Raw genomic sequence first — 25,723 nt, forward strand, 5'->3', positions numbered from 1 at the left:
CAAAGAATCATCTTTTAATCGCTGCTTTCGTTTCAATATAAAATAAAAAAAGGGCCATTGGCAGGAGATTGGTTTTTGGTCGTATTTATTTGCGCTCAATACCGATGAAGGAATAAATATCCAAGAGTAGATCCGATTCTTTTTGATGTACAAATCCATCGGAGATCGCTATTTCATCCAAAATGCTGACCAATTCCAGTTTTTTGTCTTCCGACATGTCCCGTAATATCAATTTTGCCTGTTCTTGGGCGATATTTCGCGCCTGAAGGATAAAATTGCTGTCAAATTCAATGCGGGGCATCATTTCACCCAAGGCGTCCAATTCGCCTTTATGAACGGTGCCATCAGCTAATATGACAGAATCCATCGCATGTACAATGGCTAATTTTTCAGCTATAGTGAAACTTGTGCTTGAATTGTTCATAGTGTAGATATCTGTTAATGGTAGTGTTTAATATACGTAATTATGGTGTAAAGGAAATCGTAGGCTACCCTAGTTGGGGGTAACTGCTGTTGTTTTCTGATTATCGAAAGGGGACAAAGCCTTCAGTGCTTTTTCCAAAGAGGTGATTTTATCAAATGTCAATAACAACCGAAGTCCGTTCCGGGTTTCTTTTTCCTTCATTTTACACAGGCGCGCGTTGGCCTGTACAAATTGGAGTACTTGGGAAAATTGGGCACTTTGGTAAAAAGCCGATTGTTGGTCGCTGATAAAATAACCGATCAATCTGCCTTTCTTCATCACCACCTTTTCAAGACCTATTCCGTTGGCAATCCATTTTATACGGACTGAGTTCAGTAGGTCGACAACCTGCGTGGGCAATTCACCGAAACGATCGATCAGTTCGGACTCAAACTTCTGCAAGGCCTCTTCTTCCTTGATCGAATTAAGTTCGGTATAGAGATTCAATCGTTCTGTAATGTTATTGATATAATCATCGGGGAAAAGTAATTCAAAATCAGAATCGAGCTGGGTATCCTTAACATAAACCTTTTCATGGTGGCCCTCAACCTCCTCATATAATTCCTTGAACTCATTTTCCTTGAGTTCTTCTATGGCTTCTGCCAGTATTTTTTGATAGGCGTCAAAACCGATTTCATTGATAAAGCCACTCTGTTCCCCTCCCAAAATATCACCGGCACCACGAATTTCCAAATCTTTCATCGCAATGTTGAAACCACTTCCCAATTCGGTAAATTGCTCGAGCGCCTGTATTCTTTTACGGGCTTCGGAGGTCATGACATCATATGGTGGGGTAATAAAATAGCAGAACGCCTTTTTGTTGCTACGGCCTACTCGACCCCGCATTTGGTGCAAGTCGCTAAGTCCGAAATTATTGGCATTATTGATGAATATGGTATTGGCGTTTGTGACATCCAATCCACTTTCAACAATCGTTGTGGAAACAAGTACATCGAATTCCCCATTCATAAAGGCGAGCATCAATGCTTCCAGTTTTTTACCCTCCATTTGACCGTGACCAATACCTATTTTGGCATCGGGCACCAAGCGTTGGATCATACCGGCTACCTCTTTGATGTTCTCAATACGGTTGTGGATGAAAAACACCTGTCCGCCACGTTGTATTTCATAGGTGATGGCATCGCGGATGGTTTCTTCCCCAAAACGTATAACATGGCTTTCGATAGGGTATCGGTTGGGTGGTGGGGTGTTGATGACCGAAAGGTCCCGTGCCGCCATTAAGCTGAACTGAAGCGTACGTGGAATGGGGGTTGCGGTCAACGTAAGCACGTCAACATTCTCTTTGATCGATTTAAGTTTGTCTTTTACGGAAACCCCGAATTTTTGCTCCTCGTCAACGATCAAAAGGCCAAGGTCTTTGAATTTCACGTTTTTGTTTACCAGTTGATGGGTGCCGATAATGATATCGACTTGTCCGCTTTCCAGCTTTTCAAGGGTATCCCTTTTTTCTTTGGTCGTTCTAAACCGGTTGAGATAGTCAACGGTCACCGGCATTTCCTTTAAGCGTTCCGTAAAGGTCCTGTGGTGTTGAAAGGCCAGAATGGTCGTAGGGACCAAAACGGCGACTTGTTTGCCATTGTCCACAGCTTTGAATGCAGCACGTATGGCCACTTCGGTCTTTCCAAATCCAACATCCCCACAAATAAGGCGATCCATGGGTCGTTCACTCTCCATGTCCTTTTTAATATCCTCGGTGGCCTTACTTTGGTCCGGGGTGTCCTCATAGATAAAGGAAGCTTCCAATTCCAATTGCATATAGCTATCAGGGTCATACTGGAATCCTTTTTGCAATCTTCGCTTGGCATACACCTTGATCAGGTCGAAGGCAATTTTCTTGACCCGTGATTTGGTTTTTTGTTTTAGTTTTTTCCAGGCGGCAGAACCCAATTTGTAAATCTTCGGGACAGCGCCGTCCTTACCATTGAATTTCGATATTTTGTGAAGCGAATGGATACTGACATAGAGTATGTCGCGATCCCCGTACATGAGTTTGATCGCTTCCTGCTTTTTGCCTTCAACATCTATTTTTTGGAGTCCCCCGAACTTGCCGATACCATGATCGATATGGGTTACATAATCACCAATATCCAATTTGTTGAGATCCTTAAGGGTGATGGCCTGTTTCTTGGTATATCCGTTTTTCAGTTGAAACTTATGGTAACGTTCAAATATCTGATGATCGGTATAGCAGACCAATTTCAGGTCATCATCGATAAACCCCTGGAATATAGGGAAAACCACTGTGGTATATTGAATGTCGTGGTCTACCTCGGCAAAAATATCATGAAAGCGTTTGGCCTGCTGCTGCGAAGCGCAGAAGATATAGTTCGTATATCCGTTTTGGCTATTTTGATTGAGGTTGTCAATCAATAAATCGAATTTCTTATTAAAGGCGGGTTGTGGCTTTGTCTTGAAAACGAGTTCTTCGACCTGGGTGGACTTGGATGATAAGGTAGTTCCGCCCATTTCCACCAAACCGTAATCCTTCAACTGTGTTTTCAGCAGTTTTGAATTTACGAACAGTTCCTCGGGTTGGGCATGTTTTATTTCCTTGGATAATTTGGCAAATGACTCCTGTGCTTTTAGGAAAAATGAATCCAATCGATCGAAGAGTAATTCAAGGTTTTTCGTAAAGACGATGGTCTTGGGTGAAATATATTTTAAGAAACTCTCCCGGGTCTCATCCAAAAACTTGTTTTCTACATTCGGGATAATCGAGATCTTGTTTACCTTCTCCGTTGATAATTGCGTTTCCACATCGAAGGTTCGGATACTATCTACCTCATCCCCGAAAAATTCGATGCGGTAAGGCTGATCATGGGAAAAGGAAAATACATCGACTATGCCCCCCCTAACCGAGAATTCCCCAGGTTCGGTCACAAAATCCACACGTTTGAACTGGTATTCGAAAAGCACCTCATTAAGAAAGTCCAAAGACAGGGAATCATTGATTTTGATCTTCAGTGTATTCTTGTCCAACTCTTTTCGGGTGACCACTTTTTCAAAAAGGGCATCGGGGTACGTAACGATGACCGCCGGTTTCTTTCTTGAGTTTATACGATTCAGGACCTCGGCCCTAAGGAGTATATTGGCATTGTCGGTCTCTTCTATCTGATACGGCCTGCGATAACTACCGGGGTAGAACAATACATCTTTCTCCCCGATCAACAGTTCCAGGTCATTGAGGTAATAAGCCGCCTCCTCCTTGTCGTTGAATACCAATAAAAAAGGTTTGTCAGCGTTTTTGAAAACATCCGAAACAACGAATGAAAGGGAAGAACCTGTTAGGCCTTTCAACGAAATCCCATCATTTTGATGGGTACCCTGGATTTGGGAATCGGCAATAGCCTCCTGCAGTTTCCGGGTTTTCGGAGACTGTGCGAACAGTTGTTGGATTGTGGATTGGGTCAACCGTTATATTTTTTAGTGCACCCCTGTTTTAACAACAAATAAGCTAAGTGATGTTGAAACAGTTGGTTAAACTAACCAAGAACGTATCCAGGCTGGTTTGTTTTTTACAAGTGCAAATATAGGTTGAAGCCCTTGGTTGCCCAAGGGAAGGGTTATATTTTTATAACCATGCCTTCGGCCAAGGCATAGACTTCGTCCTCTTTTTTTCGTTTTAGGGTATATGATCCCGTGAATTTTCCAAAAGCGGGAAGGATCATTTGATCCTGGGTTTTAAAAAAACAGGGGAGCCGTAACGATTGTTTGCCACTTCCTTGGATCTTAACGGCTGGGTGTATATGTCCGCAAAAATTGAAATAGCCTTGACGAGGCTCGGGGTGGTGCGTCAGTAGACACTTGTCCAAAATAAGTTCATCATGGATCTCAATACCCAATGCTTCATATTTTAAGGGGGAAATCACATCATGGTTACCGTTGATCAGGATTACTTCTGTGGCGATTTGTGCAATCCAGGCTTCAAAATAGATCCATTCAGTGTTCAAGTGGGCATGGAATAAATCCCCAAGGAAAATTATTTTTTCAGGATTAAAATATGCGATTACTTCATCCAATAACTCAAAATTGGCACCAATGGCTTTAAGAGGGACCGCTGCCCCAAATTTTCTGAAGTGGCTAACCTTGCCCAAATGTACGTCACTGATCAACAGGGTGGCTTTCCCTTTCCAAAACACGGCACCGGATGCGTGTAAGATGAATTCGTGGTCGTATATCCGAATGTTTTGTGTCACGCCCTATTTTTTTAAAAGTTTTGCCGTCATTCGCTTGATGCGGTCGGCTAATTTTTCACTCGATAATTTTTCCCGTAACCTGTCGGTAATCAAAGGAAAGGAAAATGGGGTGGGTTGCCGGCATTGTTTACAAACGATTTTTTGTTTTTGGATTCGTTCCAAAGCCATGCGTAGACGACCTTCCTCCAATTGGTGCTCAAAGGTTTCGGTAAATGCTTGTTGATAAAGCAGATTGTCGGCCTCATAATCCTTGAACACATCAAAAAACAATTGTGAACTACTCTGTAAATGCTTCATTTTAATCCCTTTTTCGGGATAACCGGTGAATACCAACCCGCTAATGACCGCAATATCCCGAAATTTGCGTTTGGCCATTTCCGTTGCATTGAGACTTTTCTGAAGATCATCGAAGACATAGGCTGTCGTAAATAGGTTGTTGTCCAGGATTTCCTGAATGTCCAGTTTTTGGTCGGAGAGCAGCTCAAAACCGTAATCATTGAAGGCCAAAGAGAATGTAATTGGGGATAATAAACTGATTCGGTAACTGAGTAAGCTACCCATGGCCTCGTGTACGGCACGTCCTTCGAACGGATAAAAGATATGGTGGTGACCATCATTGGTTTCAAAGGTTTCTATTAAAAATTCATTGGGTTTGGGAACGATACTCTCCTCGCGTTGTTTGTCGAAGATGGTTTTTAAGGATTTGATTTCTATCGATTGTTGTGATTCCGGAAGTGCGGCCGAATACAGTTCATTTCTCAATAATTCGGACATTTGCGTTGAAAAGGACATTCTTCCACCCATCCAAGCGGGCACTTTTGTCGATTTTTTACTTGAATTCCGTACATGCACCTGCATTTGTTTGATTCGGATGAATTCCAGATTTCTTCCAGCAAAGGTAAATACATCACCTGTTTTTAATTTTGAAATAAAATACTCCTCAATCGTCCCAATATACCCCCCTTTTTGATAGCGCACCGTTAAATTGGCATCGCCGACAATGGTGCCGATCTGAAAACGATGTCGCATGGCAATTCCCCTGTGGTTTACTTTAAACCGGCCGTCTTCCTCGACTTCCACCTTTTTGAATTCATCATAGGTCTGCAAACTTTGACTCCCCATGACCAAAAAATTCAATAGCCATTGCCATTGTTCCATGGTAATAGCCTGATAACAAAAGGTGTTTTTGATTTCCTTATGGATAATCGAGGGATAAAAACCATCAGAAACCGCCAAGGTGGTCAGGTATTGGACCAATACGTCAAAACTATTGAGATAGGGTATTCGGTCCTCAACTTCTTTTTTCTTAACCGCCTGTTGCAATGCGGAAGCCTCAACGAGTTCCAGGGCATGTGTGGGTAAAAAATAAATGACACTTTCCTTACCGGGCCTATGGCCACTGCGGCCTGCACGTTGTATAAAACGGGCAATTCCTTTGGTGCCCCCTATTTGGACTACAGTTTCAACAGGTGCAAAGTCAACCCCTAGGTCCAGACTCGATGTACAGACCACGGCCTTTAAACTTTCATTGCGAATCGCCTGTTCGACCCATTGTCGCGTTTCTTTATTTATGCTGCCATGGTGCATGGCTATCTCCCCTGCATATTCGGGATGCTTTTCAAGGATTTTTTGAAACCAAATTTCGCATTGACTTCGGGTATTGGTGAATAATAGGGTGGTTTTACTATTATTTAAGATCGGTATGACCTTTTCCAACAAATGCAGCCCCAAATGCCCACGCCATGGGAAGGTTTCCATTTTTTTAGGAATGATACTCTTAACGGTAATTTTTTTAGCGGTGTTGGCCTTGATCATCACAGAATTGTCCAAGGCCGGTGAAGCAGGCCCCAATAATACCTGCCGTGCTTCGTCTAAATTGCCAATGGTCGCTGAAATGCCCCAAATACGTACCTTTTTGCAGACGGATTTCAATCTGGATAGCCCCAATTCGGTTTGTACACCTCTTTTGGTGCCCAATAGTTCATGCCATTCATCAACCACAATGGCGGAGCAATTTTTGAAGGTTTTTGCATAACCTTTTGTCGCCAACAACAATTGCAGGCTTTCGGGAGTGGTAATCAGCAAATCGGGCATATTCCTTTTCTGTTTGACCCTTTCACTGGTACTGGTGTCCCCTGAACGGATCCCAACGCTGAGACCGGTACCCAGATCGTTGGCCACACGTTCTGCGGATTGTTTAATTTCGTGGGACAATGCCCTTAAAGGGGTTATCCATATCGCCTTAAGGCCTTTCTTATGGGTGGTTTTGTAATCAGGGTGGTTCTTAATGTAGTCCAAGATGATAGGAAACCAAAGGGCATAGGTCTTACCACTACCCGTTGGGGCGTTCAGGAGTCCGTTTTTTCCTTGAAGAAAGGTCTTCCATGTTTGCCTTTGAAAGGCAAATGGTTTCCAGTTTTGTTGGTCAAACCAGTCCTCCGCAATCTTGTAAAGTTGGTCTGTTGTCATAGATCGATCTAACTTTCAAAGCTGAAAGTACAAGATAAAATAATCATAGGTAGGTTTACATATCACTTTTAAAAAATTATATTTGTTGAAATTAAATGAAGTAAACATGCCTATTTTAGATTTATACGACCACAGTGGGAAACGGAGAAATTTGGCTCATTTTGCCGCAATAGCTTCCTTGGCGGCTGTTGATGGGGACGTGAATTCCCATGAAATGAAACTTTTGGAAAGATTCGCGAATAAGCTGGATATTTCTGAGGCCGATTTTAGGGAGGTGATGAAAACCCCGACTAAATATGCGATTGATCCCCAAAATAGTTCTAAGGAAAGGTTGGAACGCCTATTCGATCTTTTCAAGATTATCTTCGCCGACAATGAAGTCGACGATGATGAAATGGTTTTGTTGAAAAAATATGCCATAGGTTTGGGTTATCCGAGTGATAAAGCGGATAAGATCATTGGAAAATCAATTGCGATTTTTTCCGGACGAATAGACTTTGACGACTATTTGTACATGATAAATAAATAGGCAGGGATCATTATCGTCCTAGGAGTCCTAGGGCTTATTTATACTTATCGAGGAATTCCTGTAGTTTATCCACCATATTTTTGCTTCCAACAAAGAAGGGGACACGCTGATGTAGCTCCGTAGGCACGATATCCAGTATTCTTGTTCGACCGCCAATAGCCTTGCCATTTGCCTGTTCGGCAATAAAGGCCATGGGGTTGCACTCGTACAACAGGCGTAATTTACCACTTTCCGAAACACTGCTCTTTGGGTACATGTAAATACCGCCCTTAATCATATTTCTGTGGAAATCAGAGACAAGAGATCCTATATATCTTGAGGTATAGGGTCGGTCCTCTTTCTCTTCCTGACAGTATTTTATATAATCTTTTACCCCTTGTAAAAAATGAACATAGTTACCTTCATTCACCGAGTATATTTTTCCGTTTTCAGGGAATCTCATATCCGGATGTGAAAGGTAAAAAGTGCCAAGGGCCGGATTAAGGGTAAAGCCGTTCACGCCATCCCCGGTAGTGTAGACCAACATGGTGGAAGTCCCATAGACAATATATCCTGCCGCGACCTGTTTATTGCCCGGTTGCAGGAAATCCTCCAGTTGCACGGGTGTGCCTGCAGGGGTAACCCTTCTATAGATGGAAAAGATCGTCCCAACAGAGACATTTACATCGATATTGGAAGATCCATCCAAGGGATCGATCAATACCACATATTTGTTCTGATGCTTTTCGTCATTACTGTTAATGCTGATAAAATCATCTTCCTCTTCAGAGGCGATACCGCAAACAATCTCACGGTTTTTCAAGGTTTGAATGAATATGTCATTGGCAAGTACATCTAGCTTCTGCTGGTCTTCCCCTTGTATATTGGTGTCCCCTGCAGCACCGAGAATATCGATCAATCCCGCCTTGTTCACTTCATGGTTTACAACTTTGGCCGCTAGGCGAATGGCGTTGATAAGCCTTGATAATTCCCCAGAGGAATATTGAAAGGACGATTGGTTTTCGATGATGAACTCTCCAAGTGTTTTGTGTTTGTTGCCTAGCATGGTTTTGTGTGTTTTGAATACAAATATCGGGTAATTTGTGAAACTACAACGTTTTCGGAATAAATTGATTGTTTAAATTTATAACTTCGTGTTTTATTTGTAACAATTATGATATTTACTATTCGAGACGCCGTGAAGGCCGATATGCCCCAAGTGCTTGATCTTATTAAAGAACTCGCCAGTTTTGAAAAGGAGGACAATGCCGTAGAGGTCACTATAGAGGATTTGGAGCGCGATGGTTTTGGGGAAAATGTCCTATTCCACTGCTTTGTAGCTGAATCCAGTTCTAAAGTGGTAGGTATGGCCTTGGTTTATCATCGGTATTCCACATGGAAAGGGCCCATAATCCATTTGGAGGATTTGATTGTGGCGGAAACAATGCGCGGTAGTGGTTTGGGCTCGGCACTTCTGGATGCCGTAGTTACTTATGGGGCTAAGCTTGGTGTAAAACGTATCAATTGGGAGGTGTTGGATTGGAATGAGCCTGCTATTGCATTCTATGAAAAGAATGGGGCAAGGGTCATGCGCGATTGGGACGTAGTGCAATTGGACGAAAAAGGAATACAGAATTATTTAAATAAGATATGAGAATTTTCAAATTTGGAGGGGCATCGGTTAAGGATGCTGCCGGAGTACAGAACCTTGTGAAGGTTTTGAAGGAAGTAGGTCACGAAAATACATTGTTGGTGGTTTCTGCCATGGGCAAGAGTACCAATGCCATGGAAAAGGTGGTAAATTTCTATTTTGAGGATAAGAATGTCCTTAATTCGGCGGTTCAAGAGGTTGTGGAGTATCACAATGCCATTATGTTGGATCTGTTCAATTCGGATAAACACCCGATTTTTGATAGGGTAAAAGTGCTTTTTGATGAGGTTCGGGGCTTCTTGGCCTGGAATAAATCACCCAATTATAATTTTGTCTATGATCAGGTCGTGGGTTATGGCGAATTGGTGTCGACCACGATTTTAAGTGCTTACCTGAACGATGAGGGTATAAAAAATTCGTGGTTGGATGTACGCGATTTTATTAAGACCGATAACAATTATCGGGATGCTATGGTCAATTGGGAAATCACCCAAGAGCGGATTTCAAAGGGTGTCGATAAGGATAGGTTCTATATTACCCAGGGTTTTTTAGGGAGTGATGACAACAACTTTACCACTACATTGGGGCGTGAGGGCTCGGATTATACCGCCGCTATTTTTGCGTATTGTCTCAATGCCAATTCGGTTACCATATGGAAGGATGTCCCCGGTGTGTTGAATGCGGATCCCCGTTATTTCGAAGAGGCCCAACTACTGAATCAGATTTCATATCGCGAAGCGATAGAATTGGCGTTTTACGGAGCCTCGGTCATCCATCCCAAAACGTTGCAACCTTTACAACGCAAAGAGATTCCGTTGTTGGTGAAATCCTTTATAAATCCCAAGGGGGCAGGCACCAAGGTGGGTAAGGGAACAACCCTAGAGCCACAGGTTCCGTGTTATATCATGAAGAAGGACCAAGTATTGATGCGACTTTCTTCCTTGGATTTTTCGTTCATCGTAGAGGACAACATCAGCGATCTTTTCAAGATGTTTTATGACCATAAGATCAAGGTAGGCCTTATCCAGAATTCCGCTATTAGTTTTTCTGTATGTGTAGACAATCGATTTGGCAGGTTGCAAGAATTACTGAACTTGCTTAAAAGTAGGTTTAAGGTGGTGTGCTACGAAGGCGTTTCACTCTACACCATTAGGCATTTCAATACAAATGCCATAGAAACCTTACAGAAGGGTAAGGAAATCCTGCTGGAGCAAAGGGCGAATGAGACCGTACAATTGGTAGTGAAATAACTGTCGTAAAAATGTATTCTGGACTGTTAAAATGGTACTTCCAATAGGGATTTTACTATATTTATGCTTTCTAAATGAAAAAGAGCATGGGTTTAGTTACCGCTAAGGAAGTAGCCAAAGCAATCAATCTTGATAAATATGGTTTTTTGGGTACTTTTATGGGGTGGGTCCTAATGAAGATTACCCGGATTTCCGAAATAAACGACTTCTACACTAAGCATGAACATCTCGAGGGCATGGAGTTTCTGGATGCCATACTCCGCCATTACCAGATAGATTTTGAAGTGCCCGAAGAGGATTTCAAACGGTTGCCGAAAGAAGGGGCCTACATTACCATATCCAATCATCCCTTAGGGGGTATTGATGGGGTGTTGCTATTGAAATTACTGGTTAGCAATAGGTCCGATTTTAAGATTATCGCCAATTTCCTATTGAATAGGATCGAGCCGATATCCCCTTATATCCTACCTGTCAATCCTTTTGAGAACCATAAGGATGTACAAAGTAGTATTGCGGGTTTCAAAAGTGCGATGGCACACTTGGGGGATGGGCATCCCTTAGGTATTTTCCCTGCGGGGGAAGTGTCTACCTATAAGGATGATAAGCTGATCGTTGATAAGCCCTGGGAGGAGTCTGCCCTCAAATTGATCCGAAGGGCGAACGTTCCCGTGGTCCCCATATATTTTCATGCCAGGAACAGTAAGTTCTTCTATAGATTGTCTAAAATCAGTGATGTTTTTAGAACCGCTAAATTACCCTCGGAAATATATTCCCAAAGAAATAGGCCCATTAAGGTTAGGATAGGACAACCGATATCGGTAGCGATGCAAAATGAGCAAAAGACCTTGGAGGAATTTACCGAGTTGCTTCGTAAGAAGACCTACCTGCTATCCAATGCCTATGAAAAGGAGCGTTTGATCGATCAGTTGCCCACCTCCTTGAAACTTCCTAAAATGCCAAAAAAAATAGCTTCTGCCGTTAGGACGGAAGTTATTCAAGGTGAAATTGAAAAGCTTCGGGAAAAGGACTGCAGAATGTTGCAAAGTAAGAACTATGAGGTCTTCTTGGCGACGGCCAATGATATGCCATTTATCCTGAAGGAAATAGGCCGACAGCGTGAGGTAACCTTTAGGGCCATAGGGGAGGGAACCAACAATTCCATAGATTTGGATAAGTTTGATGAATATTACCATCATTTGTTCCTATGGGATGACGAGGATAAGGAAATCGTCGGTGCATACCGAATGGGAATGGGTTCTGAAATCTTTGAAAAACATGGGATCGACGGTTTTTATTTGCAGGACCTTTTTCGGTTTGAGCCTGAACTGCATGGGATGATGCGGCAGTCCATAGAGATGGGCAGGGCCTATATCATTAAGAAATACCAACAAAAACCAATGCCCTTGTTTCTTTTGTGGAAGGGTATTGTACATACGACCTTAAGGCATCCAGAACATAAATACCTGATTGGTGGGGTCAGTATCAGTAATCAGTTCTCCAATTTTTCGAAATCCTTGATGATCGAGTTTATGAAAAGTAATTATTGGGATCCGTATGTGGCCCAGTATATAAGCCCGAAAAAGGAGTTCAAGGTAAAACTGAAGGATGCGGACAAGGACTTTATTTTTGATGAGACCAAGGCGGACCTTAATAAATTCGATCGTATGATCAATGAGGTGGAACCCGGAAATCTTAGGCTTCCGGTCTTGATCAAGAAATATATCAAACAGAATGCCAAGGTGGTGGCCTTTAATGTTGATCCACTTTTTAATAATTCGGTAGATGGATTGATGTATATACGTATTGCCGATTTACCGGAAAGCACGGTTAAGCCCGTAATGGAAGAGTTTCAGGCCGAGCTCGAAAGGAAGTTTGCAGAGAACCTACAGAACAATGGGGATTAGTGTAATTCCCTAAGAATGAATTTTTGGCAAAATTCCTTTATTTCATCCCTGACCTTCAAAAAGATTTTATGTTTTTCCTCTGCGGAGCCTTCCGCTTTGGAAGGGTCTAGAAAATTATGATGCAAACGTTTTGCGTTTTTGGACGGAATGTATGGGCAGTTTTCATTGGCATGGTTGCAGACCGTTATGATAAAGTCGAAATTGATATCGAGGTATTCAGTAACGTGGTTCGAGGTGTGTCCTGAAATATCGATGCCATCTTCGGCCATAATGGCCACGGCCCTTTCGTTTAGGCCGTGGATTTCTATCCCAGCACTATAAATATTGGCCAAGCCATCTTGTAGTTTTTCCAAATAACCGTGTGCCATTTGGCTTCTACAGGAATTACCCGTGCACATTACCAAGATGTTCTTCATCTGTATTCTCTTTTAATCGGTTTGCCCTACATGGGTGATTGGTCCAAGCAGGTTAATTGTACAGGAAAGATAAGGATTAAGTGCCAACGATTTTACTCCTCCGTTCAAAGAGTAGATCGTCTTTCCAAATACCTTCCAATTGACCGATCTTTTTCCGTATGCCGATATATCGAAAACCAGCTTTCCTGTGCAGGGCAATACTTCCTTGGTTCTCAGGGAATATACCAGACTGTAAGGTCCAGGAACCTTCATTTTCACTGCTGGCTATGAGGGAATGCATGGGTAAGGTACCCAATACCTTACCCGTATAGGCCGTACCAACATAGATACTTACCTCGGCCACGCCCCCATACACACATAGGCTTGATGCCGAGGATAGCGCTGCCCATCCCAATATGCTATCGTTTTCCACGGCAACCCATCTACAGGACGGGAGATGTGCTTTGTCCCAAGTTTGGAAAGCGGGTATGCTTTTTTCAAAGGTGGCATAACCGGTGGCTATTCCCTCAGCGTAAATTTTAGCCACTGAATCCCAATCAGCTGGATGCATTTCACATAGGTACGCCGAGGTAGGATTAACAGCATCCCGTTCCAGGGGTGCAACACGCAACTTCCTGTTCGATTTTTTCAACGGGTTGCCCGCAGGTGGCCTTTGCTTTACAATCCGTTCGTTCCACGCCCAATCGCAACACTAGCTTCCCGGCGGTAATGGAATGTCCATTTACAAAAAGCTGCGCCGTATGAAAGGAAGGGTTGCTGTATTCAAATTTGATTTCCACCTCCTTTTCCATGGGTTTTATACGGTCAACCTTGTCCAGTATTGCCAGTGCCTTATCGGTGGTCATATAGTCCCTTTTGCCTTTCTCCTTAGGACTTTCCCAGAGTTGTACAATGGTTTCTTTCCAATAATCGGTGTTTGCACCACAGTCGATGGCATCGATGATGATATTCTTTACCTCTGTAATGTGGTAATTGGCACCGACAAGATAGCCTTCTTTGTATTCGAAAAGAAGACTTTTGCTTGGGTTGGACCTGAGTAATTCCAAGAATTCATTTGTTTTCATAGTTCCTCTATATTATATTTGTATATCGCAATATAACGATAATTAAATATATAAATAAAGCCGAATGTTGATTTTCGGCTTTTTATTATTTTAGAACCAAGGCTTTTTGCCTACCTGATAGGTGTTGTAAAACTCCTCATCCGATTTGGTCAAGTATATGATTCCTTCTATTAATCCAATGACACTTGGGATCCAAACGAATAACAAACCTACACCCACACAAGAGAGTACATAAGCAGCTATGGTAACACCCAAAAGGATAAAACCTTCTTTTTGGTATCCGAGAAGAAATTTATGAACCCCCAAGGAGCCCAAGATTATCGCTAGGATGCCAACAAGGATTTTTTTGTTTTCCCCGCCTGCACCACTAAAGGCCTCTTTGGCGCTATCGGTAAATTCTTTAGCGGTCTCTTTGGCATCTTCGGTAAAATCACTGGCTTTTTCCTTTGCATCTTCTGCAAATTCCTTGGTCGCGTCTTTAGCGTCCTCTATTTTTTCGCTGGCTTTATCCCCTAGGTCTTTAGCTTTGTCGCCTAGGTCTTTACTCTCTTCTGACATAATGATTATTATTGGTGGTTAATACTAGGGTTAAATGTAATAAAAAAACTTAAACAGAAAGGGAAAGGTGCCAAACATTATGGGGACATAAAACTTTAAAGGCCAAATAATTGTCGATTTTCACGTTGGTTTGTGTGTTTGTTTTTATAAAAATGCCTTGTCAATGGGTTCCCAAAGCTCCAATTTATTGCCTTCGGGATCTAATATCCACCCAAATTTCCCGTATTCATATTCTTCAATTTCGCCAACTACGGTTACACCCTCCTTTTTTAATACTTCCAACAGTTCCACGAGGTTACTTACCCTGAAATTCATCATAAACTGTTTTTTGCTGGGTTCAAAGTAGGGGGTATCCTCTTTCATTGGGCTCCATTGTGTAGAACAATCATTGCCTTCCTGGTCCTTCCACCAGAAAGTACATCCGTATGGGTCGGTGTTCAGTCCCAAATGGTTTTTATACCACTCTTTTATTTTATCGGGGTCTTTGGTCTTAAAGAAAAAACCACCGAGACCAGTAACTCTATTTTTCATGGATCACGTTTTTTTTATGTTTTTTGTATAGCGGATAATCCAGTCGTCTACGCTCATTTTTGTACAGAGTTCGCCGATAAGTCCGTAGGGAATGGTTTCCATATTTTTGAATCGAATACAGCTTTTGCCTATATCCAACTTTGTTTTTACATATTTCGGGAATTCTTCGACAAACCAATCATATAATTCCTTATTCGCATACATACCGGAGTGATACAAAGCGACAAAATTCTTTTGGGATGCCACGTTCATAAAAGGCAAAGGTAATGCTGTATTGCAATGGTACCCGTCGGGATAAAGGTCATGGGGGACCACATATCCCAACATGCCATAGGTCATTTGTTCCTTAAATCCCTTTGGTAGATGGTCTAGAATTGTTTTTCGGAGTTTTTGAATGACGATCTTACGGTCATCGGGCAATTCATTGATATATTCTTCGGGTGTGTTTGCCTTTGATTGCATACGGTCATTTTTTATGTTGAAGGACAAGTGAGGATAGTAAACTTATAACCACACCTATTGTCAATACGGTAACAAACATAATAAATGCCATAAAACCACTACTGTATTCCGGAATCTCCCCTTCATAACCCTCTGTGACCATAACGGCCTTATACTCCTCAAAGAAATCAGGGTTAATTACAGTGGTATAAATCAAATCAGCAAGGGCTATGCCCAATGCGGAAATGGCCGAAATCGATATCCCGATGATCATGCCCTTGCCAAAGGAGAGTTTACCTTGGTTTTCTTTATCCCTAAAATGTTTTATCCCAAAAAAAACAAAAATCAATGAAGCGATAATCGTTACATATCCTATAACTTCCTGGGTGGAATAAGCAACTCCCTTTCCAATATAAAGCCCTAAAAGGAAAAGTATAGTGGAAAGAACAAATCCGTAACCACCATATTTTAAAATGACTTTTTTCATAATTAGTGTTTTAGTTGATCAAAGCTACTATGGGGGAGGCTTAAATTGCTCATACTAAAGTACCAAAATGGGCAAATTTGATATTCTAGGGTAAAATTCAAATGATCTTGAGCTCCTGGGCGATTTGAATGGCGTGTGTTCTTCTTTTTGCATTCAATTTAACCAGTAAATTGGATACATGTGTTTTTATAGTGCTTTCCGATACGAACAACTTATCTGCAATTTCCTTATTGGATAAGCCTAATGCGACTTCCTTCAAGACTTCGTATTCCCGAGGACTAATTTCAAGGGATTTTGTTTTTTCTAGATTCACTCCCGTTTTGGGGAATGGATCGGTATGAAGACTTTTTTTGTGTAGGTAAACCCCGACTATAAAAAACACAATAGCAACAATGGCAATAATGATTTCCGTGTCCATGCTTCCGGTCACCATCGCGTATTTACTGATTTGAAAAAGAAGCAAAAGGGCAAAAACCAATATCCCAAAAATCAGAACTGTTTTTTTCACAATCCTAAAGTTAACAAAATCTTTCTTTTATTTTATCGACGATGGTTTGTGCCAGTTTTTCTTTACTCTCAACGGTCCAGCCGGCAACGTGGGGCGTAAAGAGTACATTCTTGGCTTTTATAAGGTAATCAAAGGCTTCAGGCATGTTATGGTCATCGAACATGTTCTCGAACGATGATTTTTCGTATTCCAGGACATCCAGTCCGGCACCGAGGATGCTGCCCGATTTTAAATTCTTGACCAAATCCGCCGTGATCACACATTTGCCCCGGGCGGTATTCAATAACCAGATCGGTTTTTGAAAGCCATTGATGAATTCATCATTGATCATACCTATGGTCTCCGGTGTTTGGGGTACGTGTAAACTAAGGACATCGGTTTTTTGTTGAAGTTCCATGATACCCACCTGACGGGCGTTTTCATCACCAACACCACCAATAATGTCATAACATATCACTTCGACGTCAAATCCCCTGAGTTTTTTGGCAAAGGCCTTTCCCATATTGCCGTAACCGATTATACCCACGGTTTTACCATCAAGTTCGAAGCCCCGGTTGTCTTCCCGGTCCCATTTTCCATTTCTTACTTCCGAGTCCGCCTTATTCAGTTTGTTCAAGAGGGAAAGAAGTAGGCCCAAGGTGTGCTCACCGACGGCATTTCTATTGCCTTCCGGGGCCGAAGCCAAGAATATATCTTTGCTTTTGGCGTGGTCGATATCAATATTTTCCAGTCCGGCTCCCACACGTCCTATAAACTTAAGATTGGTGGCCTTGTCAAGGAATTTGGCGTCAATACCGAACCTGCTGCGGATGATGATTCCATCATAAGTATGTATTCTCTTTTCGATCTCTTCCTTGTTTGAGGTATAATCCTCATCATTTTGGAAGCCGAGTTGGGCGAATTGCTCGATCATCAACGGGTGATTGGTGTCTAGGTGTAATATTTTCATAAAGTAAAGATATAAAGTAGTTGCGACTCCTACGAGGGGTAGGGCTCATTTTAATGGGTGACTTATCTGTATTTTTTTAAGCAAGAATCGTCATGGGGATTTAAATTCAGCATATTTTTCGTTTAAATTGATGGCTTTCATTCGTACGATGTTAGGTTCAATAGGATGTACTTCAGTAAAAGGATTTCCAATCAAATACCCAAGAGTATTTTAGCAATGGAAAAATAGATTAGAATACCGAAAATATCATTACTGGTGGTAATGAACGGTCCTGTGGCAATTGCAGGGTCAATACCTCTTTTATGCAAGAATAATGGGATAAATGTACCTATGAGTCCGGCTACGATAATGACCACGACCAATGATATGGAGATGGCCAATGAGGTTAGGAAATCACCTTTATAGACCCAAGTGAAGATCAGTAGTACGGTCGCCAGGACAACCCCATTCAGCATGGCCAAAAGCATTTCTTTGATCAAACGGCTGCCGACACCCCCTTTTAGGTCATCATTGGCAAGTCCCTGTACGATAATGGCACTGGACTGTACACCCACGTTACCCGCCATGGCGGCAATCAGCGGTGTAAAGAAAAAAAGTATGGCATGGCTACTGATCATATTTTCAAAGCTGCCCATAATGGCGGCAGCACCCAACCCACCTACGAGGCCTAGGAAGAGCCAAGGAAGACGGGCCCTTGTAAGGTTCCAGATACTGTCATCGGCCTCTACATCCTGTGAGATACCAGCGGCCATTTGATAATCTTTTTCTGCTTCTTCCCGGATAACATCAACAATATCATCGATAGTGATTCGCCCAACCAGGCGGTTCATTTCATCTACCACGGGAATGGCCTCCAAATCGTATTTTGACATGATTTTGGCGACTTCCTCGGGTTTTTCATTTACACTTACCGAATCTACCTTGGGGATATAGACATCGCTGATATGGCTTTTGGTAGAGGTGGTCAATAAATCCTTTAACGACAATCTACCTTTCAATTTATCATTGTCATCGACCACATAGATAGAGTGTACCCTGGTTACATTTTCGGCTTGGGCCCGCATTTCCTTGACACAGGTAAGTATATTCCAGCTTTCACGGACTTTCACCAACTCCTTTGCCATGAGTCCACCCGCCGAATTCTCATCATAACGTAAAAGGTCAACAATATCCTTGGCGTGTTCCCTATCCTCAATTTCAGAAATGACCTCATGAATGATTTCCTTGGGAAGTTCCCCAACAATATCCGCCGCATCATCGGTGTCCAATTCTTCGAGCTCTCCTGCAATCTCTTTTGCCGAGAGGTTGTTCAGGATGGCTTCACGAACATCCTCGTCGAGTTCGGTAAGGACATCAGAGGTTTTGTCACTATCGAGAAGCTTGATCAGATAAGTGGCGTGCTCCTCACTGAGTTCGTTGATGATTTCGGCAATATCGGCATAATGCACCTCATTCAGAAGCGATTCCAAGCTGGAATTCTTCTGGTCATCTATCAGGGCCTCTATTTCTGATAGAAACTCGTCCGTGAGTTTAAATGGAGTCATTCGCAATTTTCTTTGTCAGCCCAATAAAATCAGCCACAGCCAATTGTTCGGGACGTTGATCAAAGATAGCATCTTCTTTGAGAATATCAGAAAGCTCAAAGCTTTTTAAGCTATTTCGAAGTGTTTTTCTACGCTGGTTAAAGGCTGTTTTTACAATCCTATAAAATAACTTTTCATCACATTCGAGATTGAAGTTTTCTTTCCTGGTAAGACGAAGAACACCCGATTGTACTTTTGGTGGCGGATCAAAAACCTCAGGTGATACGGTAAAGAGATAGGTGGCATCATAATAGGCCTGAGCCAAAACAGAAAGTATGCCATAGGTCTTATTTCCTTCCTTGGCGCAGATACGTGCCGCTACTTCTTTTTGGAACATACCTGAGAATTCAGGAATCTGATGACGCCATTCCAACATTTTAAAAACGATCTGGGTTGAAATGTTATAGGGGAAGTTTCCGGTAATGGCATAGGATTCCGTGCCAAAGAGGGATGATAGGTCATATTTAAGAAAATCGGCCTCAAGAACCTTAAAGGTGCTGTTGTTGCCTAGGATCTCGGGATGCTCCAAAGAAAAGCTCTGGTTGAGGTAGGTGACAGATTCCGAATCCAAGTCCATTGCTACCAAATCGATTTCATTCTGTAAAAGGTATTTGGTCAACACCCCGGTGCCGGGTCCGATTTCCAGAACATTGCGGTATCCTTCAAAAGAGAGGGTGTCTGCAATCTGTTTGGCTATGGTCTCATCTTTTAGAAAATGTTGCCCCAAATATTTTTTGGCCTTTACAGGGCCGTGATCCTTGTGGAATTTCTGATTCTGGTTATAGGATTTTGAGCCCTTTTTTTTTCTTTTACCCATATTTAGTGTTCGCTTACAACTTCCAGTTCTGTTCGAAATGAAACAAATTTATCGGAAAACAATTTTACGGCTTCCTGGCGTAATGCGGGGGCGTGTTCGTCATAATACGACTGTAGTGTTTTCCTGTCGATAGTTGTGAATTGTACGGCATAGGTGATACCGCCCATGTCCTCTTCCATCATTACCCTGCACATTTTGGCGGAAAGGAATTTCCCGGTAGCCAATACATCCGGAATATGGGTGTCCTTCATCCAGGTAAGCCATTGGTCATGTACTGATTCGTCAATATTCGTTGTAACGTTGTATATATACATTGTCCGATCTTTTATCCTCCCAAGGGGGAAGTTTAAACTTGTTTAATAATTATTTGGAAACCCAACCGTGTGCTTTTCTATGAACATAGTAAACGTCCTTCCCACATGGAAGGATATAGGATGGGCCTTTAATTTATACTATCGCCCCTAAGCATCCTAAAATTCTTTCGTGCTTGGGGAAAATAATAACTGTCTTGATAATTGTAAATGATCTTTTCGTACTGTTCTTTTGCTTTTTCGGGTTCGTTCAATACATTTCTATAAAGTTCCCCAAGGGCGAATAAAGCATCGTCGGCTAAAATGTCGTTGGCATAGAATTCCGTTATTTTTTGGTAATTGAACTTGGCAGCTTCATAATCCTTGAGTCCCACAAGTAGTTCCCCTTGTTTAAGAAGTGCCTCATCCTCGATTTTTTCTCCCTTGTGGTTTTGAAGGATGTCGTCTAGCACGGCTATAGCCTCTTTTGTCTTTTTTTGATAGGCCAGAAGATCGGCACGTGCATATTTTTTTAAGGCTATTTGTGTCGAATCTTCCAAGGAGTTGTCGGCAATAAGCAAGCTTAATTGCATGGCATCATTGGCTATCAGCTGTGAGGTGGAACTGCGTAGTACTTTCAATTGGGTAAGGGCCCAATCAAAATCCCCTTTGTAAAAACTGGTTTGTGCGACCTTGAATCTTGCGTTTTGACCGAGTACGTCATTTTTGAGGCTTTTTTGTACCTGTGAGAAGTAGATAAGGGCCTCATTGAATTTTTTGTCGAAAACCAGGATATCCCCCAAAGCCAGCTTAACATAGGCTTTGCCCCGTGTATTCAAGGGTAGTTCCAGACAATTTTTAAGAATCCCAATGGCAGGCTCGGGGCTGTCTTGCCTAAAAGTCAAAAAATTGGCATAGGCAATTTGAAGTTGCAGTGTTTGGCTTTTGTACCCATGGGTAGCGATGAGGTCTTTGAATTGTTGGTCAATGCCCGTCAAGTTCTTTTTGTTTTCTTCCAATAATTGTATGTCGATCAGATTCAATTGGGCATTCAATTTTATGATCTCATCCACCGATTTTTCTGAAATGTATTCAAAGATCGATTTTGCTATTTCCGTTTCATTGTCATTCAAGGCTAGATTCCCGAGATTCTCAAGGCGTTGAATGGTTCCCCCATCCAAACGTTTAAAAATGGCTTTTTCCTGCCTAAAGGCACTATTGTATTGCTTTTGTTGAACAAACAACCAACTTAGAAGGTCGTTCCACAACAAATCAGGGTCTTGTTGGGCGTGTTTTAGGAGGACTTTTTTTAATTTAATGTTGTTTTCGTTTTCGGGATCGGCAGAGATAAAGTCATCGATACTTCGGAGTACATTCGATTTGGAGGTCTTGCCATTGACAAGTAAGTTCAAATAGGAATCGTACATTTTGTCAATATTCCCTTGTTCCCCATAGATACGGGCCATTTGATAATTATAATCTAGCGTGGGGTTTAATTCCATAGCCTTTTTATAGGCGCTTAACGTATAATCCAAAAGCGAATATTCCTGAAAACGTTGGGCTATTGCATAACCGTAGTTGGGATTCCTCTCAATATCCAAAAGGGCCTGTTGGTAGTACTCTGCAGCTTTCTCCGGGGCATTTTGCAGGGCGTGGTTGTATCCCAATTGGATCAGTAGGATGGGATGGGTATTTCCTTGCCCTATTTTTTCGAGTAGAAAATCCTCGACATCCGAATAGCGTTCCAACTGCTGGTAGCAGGCAATTAGTCCATCTGAATAATCGGTTCTTCTTGGATTTTTTTTAACTAATTTTTCATAAAAAACCACGGCTTTCCCAAAATCACCATCATTGAAATATTGCTTTGCCAAAAAGTTATCCTGGGCGGAAGCCATTGGCGCGCAGCAAAAAACCAAAATGATCAAGATTATTCTCAAAAGCACGTTTTTCCCAAAGATACGTAGAATGGAATAAGCCAATGTTAAGGTTTACAAAAAACCTATTTAGTCGATCATGTCGAAGCCACAATAGGGGACAAGTACATCAGGTATTTTTATACCCTCAGGGGTTTGGTAGTTCTCCAAGATTCCTGCCAAGACCCTAGGTAATGCCAATGAACTGCCATTCAAGGTGTGGGCCAACTGGGTTTTCCCATTTTCATCCTTGTATCTCAGTTTTAATCGATTGGCCTGGTAGGCTTCGAAATTGGATACCGAACTGATTTCCAACCAACGATCCTGTGCTGTGGAGAACACTTCGAAATCATAGGTCAGGGCAGAGGTAAAGCCAAGGTCACCACCGCAAAGTCTCAAGATTCGGTATGGCAACTGTAGATCCCTTAAAATGGTCTTTACGTGTTCCACCATTCCGTCTAAAGCCTTATAAGAGGTGTTGGGGTGTTCCACACGGACAATTTCCACCTTGTCAAATTGATGTAGGCGGTTGAGTCCACGCACATGGGCACCATAACTACCGGCTTCCCTTCTAAAACATGGGGTATAACCGGTTAGGCAAATAGGAAAATCACTTTCGTTGATAATAACATCCCTAAAGATATTGGTTACGGGTACTTCCGCTGTGGGGATCAAATAAAGGTCATCGGCCCCAACATGGTACATTTGCCCTTCTTTGTCAGGTAACTGTCCCGTGCCATAGCCAGAGGCTTCATTAACGAGCAGCGGCACCTGCATTTCGGTGTAGCCTGCCTCGGTATTCTTATCCAGGAAATAAGCGATCAAAGCCCGTTGTAATCTCGCCCCTTTCCCTTTGTAAACGGGGAAACCGGCACCGGTTATCTTCACGCCAAGTTCAAAATCTATAATATCGTATTTTTTGGCGAGTTCCCAATGGGGTAGGGCAGAACTATCCAATGTAGGAATGTCGCCTTCGATAAAAATCTGTTCATTATCGTCCTCGGAGTTACCGGCAGGAACCAAATCGTTGGGAATGTTCGGTATTTGATATAGTAAATCCTGTAATTCCTTTGCAGCAGTGTTCAGTTCGTCACCCAGCCGTTTGGAGTCCTCTTTTAAGCCTCCCGTCTTTTCCTTTAGAACATTCGCTTCCTGCGCTTTGCCACTTTTGAAAAGCATCCCGATCTCTTTCGATAATTTATTGGATTCAGCTAAAGTGTTGTCCAATAAAGATTGGGTAGTACGTCTTTTTTCGTCTAATTGAAGTACTTTTTCCAATAATGGGGCAGCATCAATATTTCGCTTTTGTAGGGCAGCGATTATTTTATCCTTTTCTTCTCTTACGACCTGTAACTGTAGCATGGAATTTTGATTAAGAGGCAAATTTAAGGTTAATTGATCAATGTATCAATTGGGGTTTAACTATTTTATTCGGTCTTGACCCCAAAATTTGAAGGCAATATCCATTCGTGATGGCCAAAATGGTCCCATGTTTCATTGGCCAGATCGACTTTTGGGTCAATGAAGGCTTTATAAGGCTTTCCGTTGATACTGACTTTTGAGTTTACGGCATACACCGAAACACTATTACCCTTCTTCTTTTGTTCTTTTTTCAGGTATTGGGAGAATTGCCAAATAAAATCGGGGTAGGCAGCAATTTTCCGCAATTGTTTTTTAGATAGGTGGTCTTTCAATTTTACCATATAGGCCGCGCCGTCATCCTTGTTTACCACCTTGAATTGTATTTTACCCGTACGGCTTCGTAACATCATACGCCAACTTAGGCGATGCCCCTCCTCGGTCCATAAGACATCATCCTTTATAAAATGGTGTCGAATGGGCAGTAGCACCTGGATTAGAAGATAGGTGCCACAACCTAGAAGTATCAACCTTTTGTTGGCCGGAGCTTCGCAATTGTTTACGGGATAGCCCTGTTTGCCTTTAAGGAAAATACGACGGATGGTTTCAGGTTCAAAAAAGAACACGGTAAAAGCCAAGGCCAGGTAAGGGAAAATCCCAATTTGGAAAATAATGGAATTAAAGAGGTGAAAGAAAATCGCTATGATGAAGGCAAACTTACGTGTTGGTTTCCATAGTAATGCCGGTACGATCAAGGCATCGAAAACGATTCCCGATACCCCAATGATCTTATGAACCCACGAAAGTTGTAATACGGGGCCGATCAGCGGGTAGTCCTTACGTTGTTGCATTAGGATTTCAATAATACCGAAATCGAGCCAATCGCCATAAAGTTTGGCGATTGAGGCATAGGTGTACACCAAGAAGAGTTGCGCAATGATAATCCATTTCACGTAAGCGAACATGGTGTTGGTCCGTAGGGAAGGGTTTTGTTTGGCATCTATGGATAATCCTGAGTTTGCCGGAAAAAAACACATTAAAAAGGAAATCAGGAACAACAGATAGTAGTGGTTGTTGTAAGACGATTTTTGCATGAGATATACCCCCAGCCAAAGCAGTGTAAAGCCGATGATACTAAATCGATATTTATAGCCCAAGGCAATACAAAGGCCAAAGGTCCCCATTACGAGAAAATAGAAATACATACCATTGCCCGGTAAGGGCTGTAACCAATCAAACCCAATAAAATTAAAAGTGAATCGGGGAAGGATCAAGGTTTCTTTTACCCAACCGGTAGCGATGGCCCCAAAACTTTCCAAAGCGATTAGAATTCCGAAGAAAACCCTGAAAATAAGTAAAGGTGCATTGTCGATTTTGCTAAAAAGTAAACGATCGAACATTATTTGTTGAGTATGGCAAGTGATGCCTCTTTGTCTTTTTGCAATTGGATTCTCAAGGCCGCAAGCGATTCGAATTTGTGTTCGTCCCGGATACGCGCCAAAATATCGACCTGTATTTGCCGGTCGTAGAGGTCCTGGTTAAAATCGAAAAAATGGATTTCAATGCTCTTTTCCGTACCGGATACCGTCGGGTTGAACCCAATATTCATCATACCATAGACCCATTCATTGTCGATTTTGGACTGTACTACGTATACACCGATTTTAGGTATTAATTTGTAGGATTCCTTGATGGAAAGGTTAGCCGTAGGAAAATCGAGGGTGCGCCCCAAGCCTTTGCCTCTTCTTACCTCACCCGTCAACATATAGTGGTATCCCAAATAATTATTGGCGGTTTCTATATCCCCATCTTCCAGGGCTTTACGGATTTTTGTGGAACTTACCGATACCTCGTCGACTTCCTGGGCCGGAATTTCATCAACCTCGAAATCCAAGGCATTGCCAAAAGCTATTAAATCGTTGATGTTGGCATCCCTGTTTCTTCCAAAGCGATGGTCATAACCTATGATTATCTTTTTTGCGTTTAGTGAGTTCACCAAAATGTCGCGCACAAATTCCGTGGCCGATAACCTTGAAAATTCTAAGGTAAAAGGATGTATTATTAGATAATCCAGTCCTAAATTGCCAAGAATCATCATTTTTTCATCAATGGTGTTCAGTAATTTGATATCCGTGTCCTTTTGTAATACCATTCTCGGATGGGGAAAGAAGGTAAGTACGGTCGATTTAAGATGGAGTTCCTTGGCATTGCCAATAAGTTTGTTCAGGATTTTCCTATGCCCGATATGAACCCCGTCAAAGGTCCCTATGGTTATGGCCGTAGGGTGTTTTTTATCATATTTATCGATGCTTTGGACTGTTATCACTTATAATAAAAAATAAAAA

25 protein-coding genes are annotated in these 25,723 nt (G+C 42.1%); 4 read left to right on the plus strand and 21 right to left on the minus strand.

Going from position 1 to position 25,723, the window contains the following annotated elements; all coding sequences use genetic code 11:
* Positions 1-85: 85 nt before the first annotated feature.
* The 4 genes from HPE56_RS17190 to HPE56_RS17205 all read right to left on the minus strand — a co-directional run bounded on the left by HPE56_RS17190 (position 86) and on the right by HPE56_RS17205 (position 7,149).
* Positions 86-424 carry a tellurite resistance TerB family protein gene (locus tag HPE56_RS17190; RefSeq protein ID WP_188244994.1) on the minus strand — a complete coding sequence of 113 codons (339 nt, stop codon included), beginning with the start codon at positions 422-424 and terminating at the stop codon, positions 86-88.
* A 69-nt stretch (positions 425-493) separates the two neighbouring features.
* On the minus strand, positions 494-3,895 hold the full coding sequence (gene mfd, locus HPE56_RS17195; RefSeq protein ID WP_188244995.1) for a transcription-repair coupling factor: 3,402 nt from the start codon (positions 3,893-3,895) through the stop codon (positions 494-496).
* A 152-nt stretch (positions 3,896-4,047) separates the two neighbouring features.
* Positions 4,048-4,680: a ligase-associated DNA damage response endonuclease PdeM gene (gene pdeM / locus HPE56_RS17200; protein ID WP_188244996.1), complete on the minus strand. Its 633-nt coding sequence runs from the start codon at positions 4,678-4,680 to the stop codon at positions 4,048-4,050.
* A 3-nt stretch (positions 4,681-4,683) separates the two neighbouring features.
* The gene (locus tag HPE56_RS17205) at positions 4,684-7,149 is read right to left on the minus strand and encodes a ligase-associated DNA damage response DEXH box helicase (protein WP_188244997.1); all 2,466 of its coding nucleotides are present in this window, start codon (positions 7,147-7,149) and stop codon (positions 4,684-4,686) included.
* 106 nt (positions 7,150-7,255) lie between these two features.
* On the opposite strand from HPE56_RS17205, the gene HPE56_RS17210 reads away from it, so the two are divergent.
* Positions 7,256-7,678 (plus strand): TerB family tellurite resistance protein, encoded by a 423-nt coding sequence (locus HPE56_RS17210; RefSeq protein WP_188244998.1) that lies wholly within the window; start codon positions 7,256-7,258, stop codon positions 7,676-7,678.
* A gap of 34 nt (positions 7,679-7,712) precedes the next feature.
* On the opposite strand, the gene fbp is transcribed toward HPE56_RS17210, so the two are convergent.
* A complete protein-coding gene (gene fbp, locus HPE56_RS17215) occupies positions 7,713-8,723 on the minus strand; it encodes a class 1 fructose-bisphosphatase (protein ID WP_188244999.1) in 1,011 nt (336 codons plus the stop codon).
* Positions 8,724-8,831: 108 nt separating this feature from the next.
* Between fbp and HPE56_RS17220 the strand changes: the two genes are divergently transcribed.
* The 3 genes from HPE56_RS17220 (at position 8,832) to HPE56_RS17230 (ending at position 12,462) form a co-directional block, all read left to right on the plus strand.
* Entirely contained in the window at positions 8,832-9,311 is a 480-nt protein-coding gene (locus HPE56_RS17220; protein WP_188245000.1) for a GNAT family N-acetyltransferase, read from the plus strand.
* Positions 9,308-10,558 carry an aspartate kinase gene (locus HPE56_RS17225; RefSeq protein WP_188245001.1) on the plus strand — a complete coding sequence of 417 codons (1,251 nt, stop codon included), beginning with the start codon at positions 9,308-9,310 and terminating at the stop codon, positions 10,556-10,558. Before HPE56_RS17220 ends, HPE56_RS17225 begins: the two co-directional genes overlap by 4 nt.
* Positions 10,559-10,644: 86 nt before the next feature.
* The gene (locus tag HPE56_RS17230) at positions 10,645-12,462 is read left to right on the plus strand and encodes a GNAT family N-acyltransferase (protein WP_188245085.1); all 1,818 of its coding nucleotides are present in this window, start codon (positions 10,645-10,647) and stop codon (positions 12,460-12,462) included.
* Here the strand turns inward: HPE56_RS17230 and HPE56_RS17235 are convergent.
* The 16 genes from HPE56_RS17235 to HPE56_RS17310 all read right to left on the minus strand — a co-directional run bounded on the left by HPE56_RS17235 (position 12,459) and on the right by HPE56_RS17310 (position 25,704).
* Positions 12,459-12,878 carry an arsenate reductase ArsC gene (locus HPE56_RS17235; RefSeq protein WP_188245002.1) on the minus strand — a complete coding sequence of 140 codons (420 nt, stop codon included), beginning with the start codon at positions 12,876-12,878 and terminating at the stop codon, positions 12,459-12,461. The two genes, HPE56_RS17230 and HPE56_RS17235, sit on opposite strands and share 4 nt — an antisense overlap.
* Positions 12,879-12,954: 76 nt before the next feature.
* On the minus strand, positions 12,955-13,488 hold the full coding sequence (locus tag HPE56_RS17240; protein ID WP_317173223.1) for a GNAT family N-acetyltransferase: 534 nt from the start codon (positions 13,486-13,488) through the stop codon (positions 12,955-12,957).
* Positions 13,454-13,942 (minus strand): DUF6428 family protein, encoded by a 489-nt coding sequence (locus HPE56_RS17245; protein WP_188245003.1) that lies wholly within the window; start codon positions 13,940-13,942, stop codon positions 13,454-13,456. The genes HPE56_RS17240 and HPE56_RS17245 overlap by 35 nt, the downstream gene beginning before the upstream one ends.
* 90 nt (positions 13,943-14,032) lie before the next feature.
* Positions 14,033-14,500: a TM2 domain-containing protein gene (locus HPE56_RS17250; RefSeq protein ID WP_188245004.1), complete on the minus strand. Its 468-nt coding sequence runs from the start codon at positions 14,498-14,500 to the stop codon at positions 14,033-14,035.
* Positions 14,501-14,644: 144 nt separating this feature from the next.
* Complete coding sequence (locus HPE56_RS17255; RefSeq protein ID WP_188245005.1) at positions 14,645-15,031, minus strand: VOC family protein; 387 nt, start codon at positions 15,029-15,031, stop codon at positions 14,645-14,647.
* Between the two features lie 3 nt (positions 15,032-15,034).
* The gene (locus HPE56_RS17260) at positions 15,035-15,493 is read right to left on the minus strand and encodes a DUF1801 domain-containing protein (RefSeq protein ID WP_188245006.1); all 459 of its coding nucleotides are present in this window, start codon (positions 15,491-15,493) and stop codon (positions 15,035-15,037) included.
* A gap of 4 nt (positions 15,494-15,497) precedes the next feature.
* Entirely contained in the window at positions 15,498-15,959 is a 462-nt protein-coding gene (locus tag HPE56_RS17265; protein ID WP_188245007.1) for a DUF4199 domain-containing protein, read from the minus strand.
* Positions 15,960-16,056: 97 nt separating this feature from the next.
* Positions 16,057-16,467 (minus strand): response regulator transcription factor, encoded by a 411-nt coding sequence (locus tag HPE56_RS20595; protein WP_317173224.1) that lies wholly within the window; start codon positions 16,465-16,467, stop codon positions 16,057-16,059.
* Positions 16,468-16,477: 10 nt separating this feature from the next.
* Positions 16,478-17,416, minus strand: coding sequence for a 2-hydroxyacid dehydrogenase (locus HPE56_RS17275; RefSeq protein WP_188245008.1), 939 nt, complete (start codon positions 17,414-17,416; stop codon positions 16,478-16,480).
* 191 nt (positions 17,417-17,607) lie between these two features.
* A complete protein-coding gene (gene mgtE / locus HPE56_RS17280) occupies positions 17,608-18,960 on the minus strand; it encodes a magnesium transporter (RefSeq protein ID WP_188245009.1) in 1,353 nt (450 codons plus the stop codon).
* A complete protein-coding gene (rsmA, locus tag HPE56_RS17285) occupies positions 18,947-19,816 on the minus strand; it encodes a 16S rRNA (adenine(1518)-N(6)/adenine(1519)-N(6))-dimethyltransferase RsmA (RefSeq protein WP_188245010.1) in 870 nt (289 codons plus the stop codon). Before rsmA ends, mgtE begins: the two co-directional genes overlap by 14 nt.
* A 2-nt stretch (positions 19,817-19,818) precedes the next feature.
* Entirely contained in the window at positions 19,819-20,130 is a 312-nt protein-coding gene (locus HPE56_RS17290) for a DUF4286 family protein (RefSeq protein ID WP_188245011.1), read from the minus strand.
* A 128-nt stretch (positions 20,131-20,258) separates the two neighbouring features.
* Complete coding sequence (locus HPE56_RS17295; RefSeq protein WP_394355061.1) at positions 20,259-22,043, minus strand: tetratricopeptide repeat protein; 1,785 nt, start codon at positions 22,041-22,043, stop codon at positions 20,259-20,261.
* Positions 22,044-22,109: 66 nt separating this feature from the next.
* Positions 22,110-23,381 (minus strand): serine--tRNA ligase, encoded by a 1,272-nt coding sequence (serS, locus tag HPE56_RS17300; RefSeq protein WP_188245012.1) that lies wholly within the window; start codon positions 23,379-23,381, stop codon positions 22,110-22,112.
* 65 nt (positions 23,382-23,446) lie between these two features.
* On the minus strand, positions 23,447-24,778 hold the full coding sequence (locus HPE56_RS17305; RefSeq protein WP_188245013.1) for an HTTM domain-containing protein: 1,332 nt from the start codon (positions 24,776-24,778) through the stop codon (positions 23,447-23,449).
* Positions 24,778-25,704: a bifunctional riboflavin kinase/FAD synthetase gene (locus HPE56_RS17310; protein WP_188245014.1), complete on the minus strand. Its 927-nt coding sequence runs from the start codon at positions 25,702-25,704 to the stop codon at positions 24,778-24,780. The genes HPE56_RS17305 and HPE56_RS17310 overlap by 1 nt, the downstream gene beginning before the upstream one ends.
* Between the last annotated feature and the right edge of the window lie 19 nt (positions 25,705-25,723).

Origin of the sequence: Maribacter aquimaris (assembly GCF_014596745.1) — a bacterium.
Classification (GTDB): Bacteria; Bacteroidota; Bacteroidia; order Flavobacteriales; family Flavobacteriaceae; genus Maribacter_A; species Maribacter_A aquimaris.

Excerpts from the sequence above, each read along its gene's own strand:
- HPE56_RS17225 (WP_188245001.1), top strand. The coding sequence starts at position 9,308 with ATGAGAATTTTCAAATTTGGAGGGGCATCGGTTAAGGATGCTGCCGGA.
- HPE56_RS17245 (WP_188245003.1), bottom strand. The coding sequence starts at position 13,942 with ATGAAAACAAATGAATTCTTGGAATTACTCAGGTCCAACCCAAGCAAA.
- HPE56_RS17250 (WP_188245004.1), bottom strand. The coding sequence starts at position 14,500 with ATGTCAGAAGAGAGTAAAGACCTAGGCGACAAAGCTAAAGACCTAGGG.
- rsmA (WP_188245010.1), bottom strand. The coding sequence starts at position 19,816 with ATGGGTAAAAGAAAAAAAAAGGGCTCAAAATCCTATAACCAGAATCAG.
- mgtE (WP_188245009.1), bottom strand. The coding sequence starts at position 18,960 with ATGACTCCATTTAAACTCACGGACGAGTTTCTATCAGAAATAGAGGCC.
- HPE56_RS17230 (WP_188245085.1), top strand. The coding sequence starts at position 10,645 with ATGGGTTTAGTTACCGCTAAGGAAGTAGCCAAAGCAATCAATCTTGAT.
- HPE56_RS17235 (WP_188245002.1), bottom strand. The coding sequence starts at position 12,878 with ATGAAGAACATCTTGGTAATGTGCACGGGTAATTCCTGTAGAAGCCAA.
- fbp (WP_188244999.1), bottom strand. The coding sequence starts at position 8,723 with ATGCTAGGCAACAAACACAAAACACTTGGAGAGTTCATCATCGAAAAC.
- HPE56_RS17265 (WP_188245007.1), bottom strand. The coding sequence starts at position 15,959 with ATGAAAAAAGTCATTTTAAAATATGGTGGTTACGGATTTGTTCTTTCC.
- serS (WP_188245012.1), bottom strand. The coding sequence starts at position 23,381 with ATGCTACAGTTACAGGTCGTAAGAGAAGAAAAGGATAAAATAATCGCT.
- HPE56_RS17290 (WP_188245011.1), bottom strand. The coding sequence starts at position 20,130 with ATGTATATATACAACGTTACAACGAATATTGACGAATCAGTACATGAC.
- HPE56_RS17255 (WP_188245005.1), bottom strand. The coding sequence starts at position 15,031 with ATGAAAAATAGAGTTACTGGTCTCGGTGGTTTTTTCTTTAAGACCAAA.
- HPE56_RS17210 (WP_188244998.1), top strand. The coding sequence starts at position 7,256 with ATGCCTATTTTAGATTTATACGACCACAGTGGGAAACGGAGAAATTTG.
- HPE56_RS17305 (WP_188245013.1), bottom strand. The coding sequence starts at position 24,778 with ATGTTCGATCGTTTACTTTTTAGCAAAATCGACAATGCACCTTTACTT.
- HPE56_RS17260 (WP_188245006.1), bottom strand. The coding sequence starts at position 15,493 with ATGCAATCAAAGGCAAACACACCCGAAGAATATATCAATGAATTGCCC.
- HPE56_RS17205 (WP_188244997.1), bottom strand. The coding sequence starts at position 7,149 with ATGACAACAGACCAACTTTACAAGATTGCGGAGGACTGGTTTGACCAA.
- HPE56_RS17190 (WP_188244994.1), bottom strand. The coding sequence starts at position 424 with ATGAACAATTCAAGCACAAGTTTCACTATAGCTGAAAAATTAGCCATT.
- HPE56_RS17220 (WP_188245000.1), top strand. The coding sequence starts at position 8,832 with ATGATATTTACTATTCGAGACGCCGTGAAGGCCGATATGCCCCAAGTG.
- HPE56_RS17275 (WP_188245008.1), bottom strand. The coding sequence starts at position 17,416 with ATGAAAATATTACACCTAGACACCAATCACCCGTTGATGATCGAGCAA.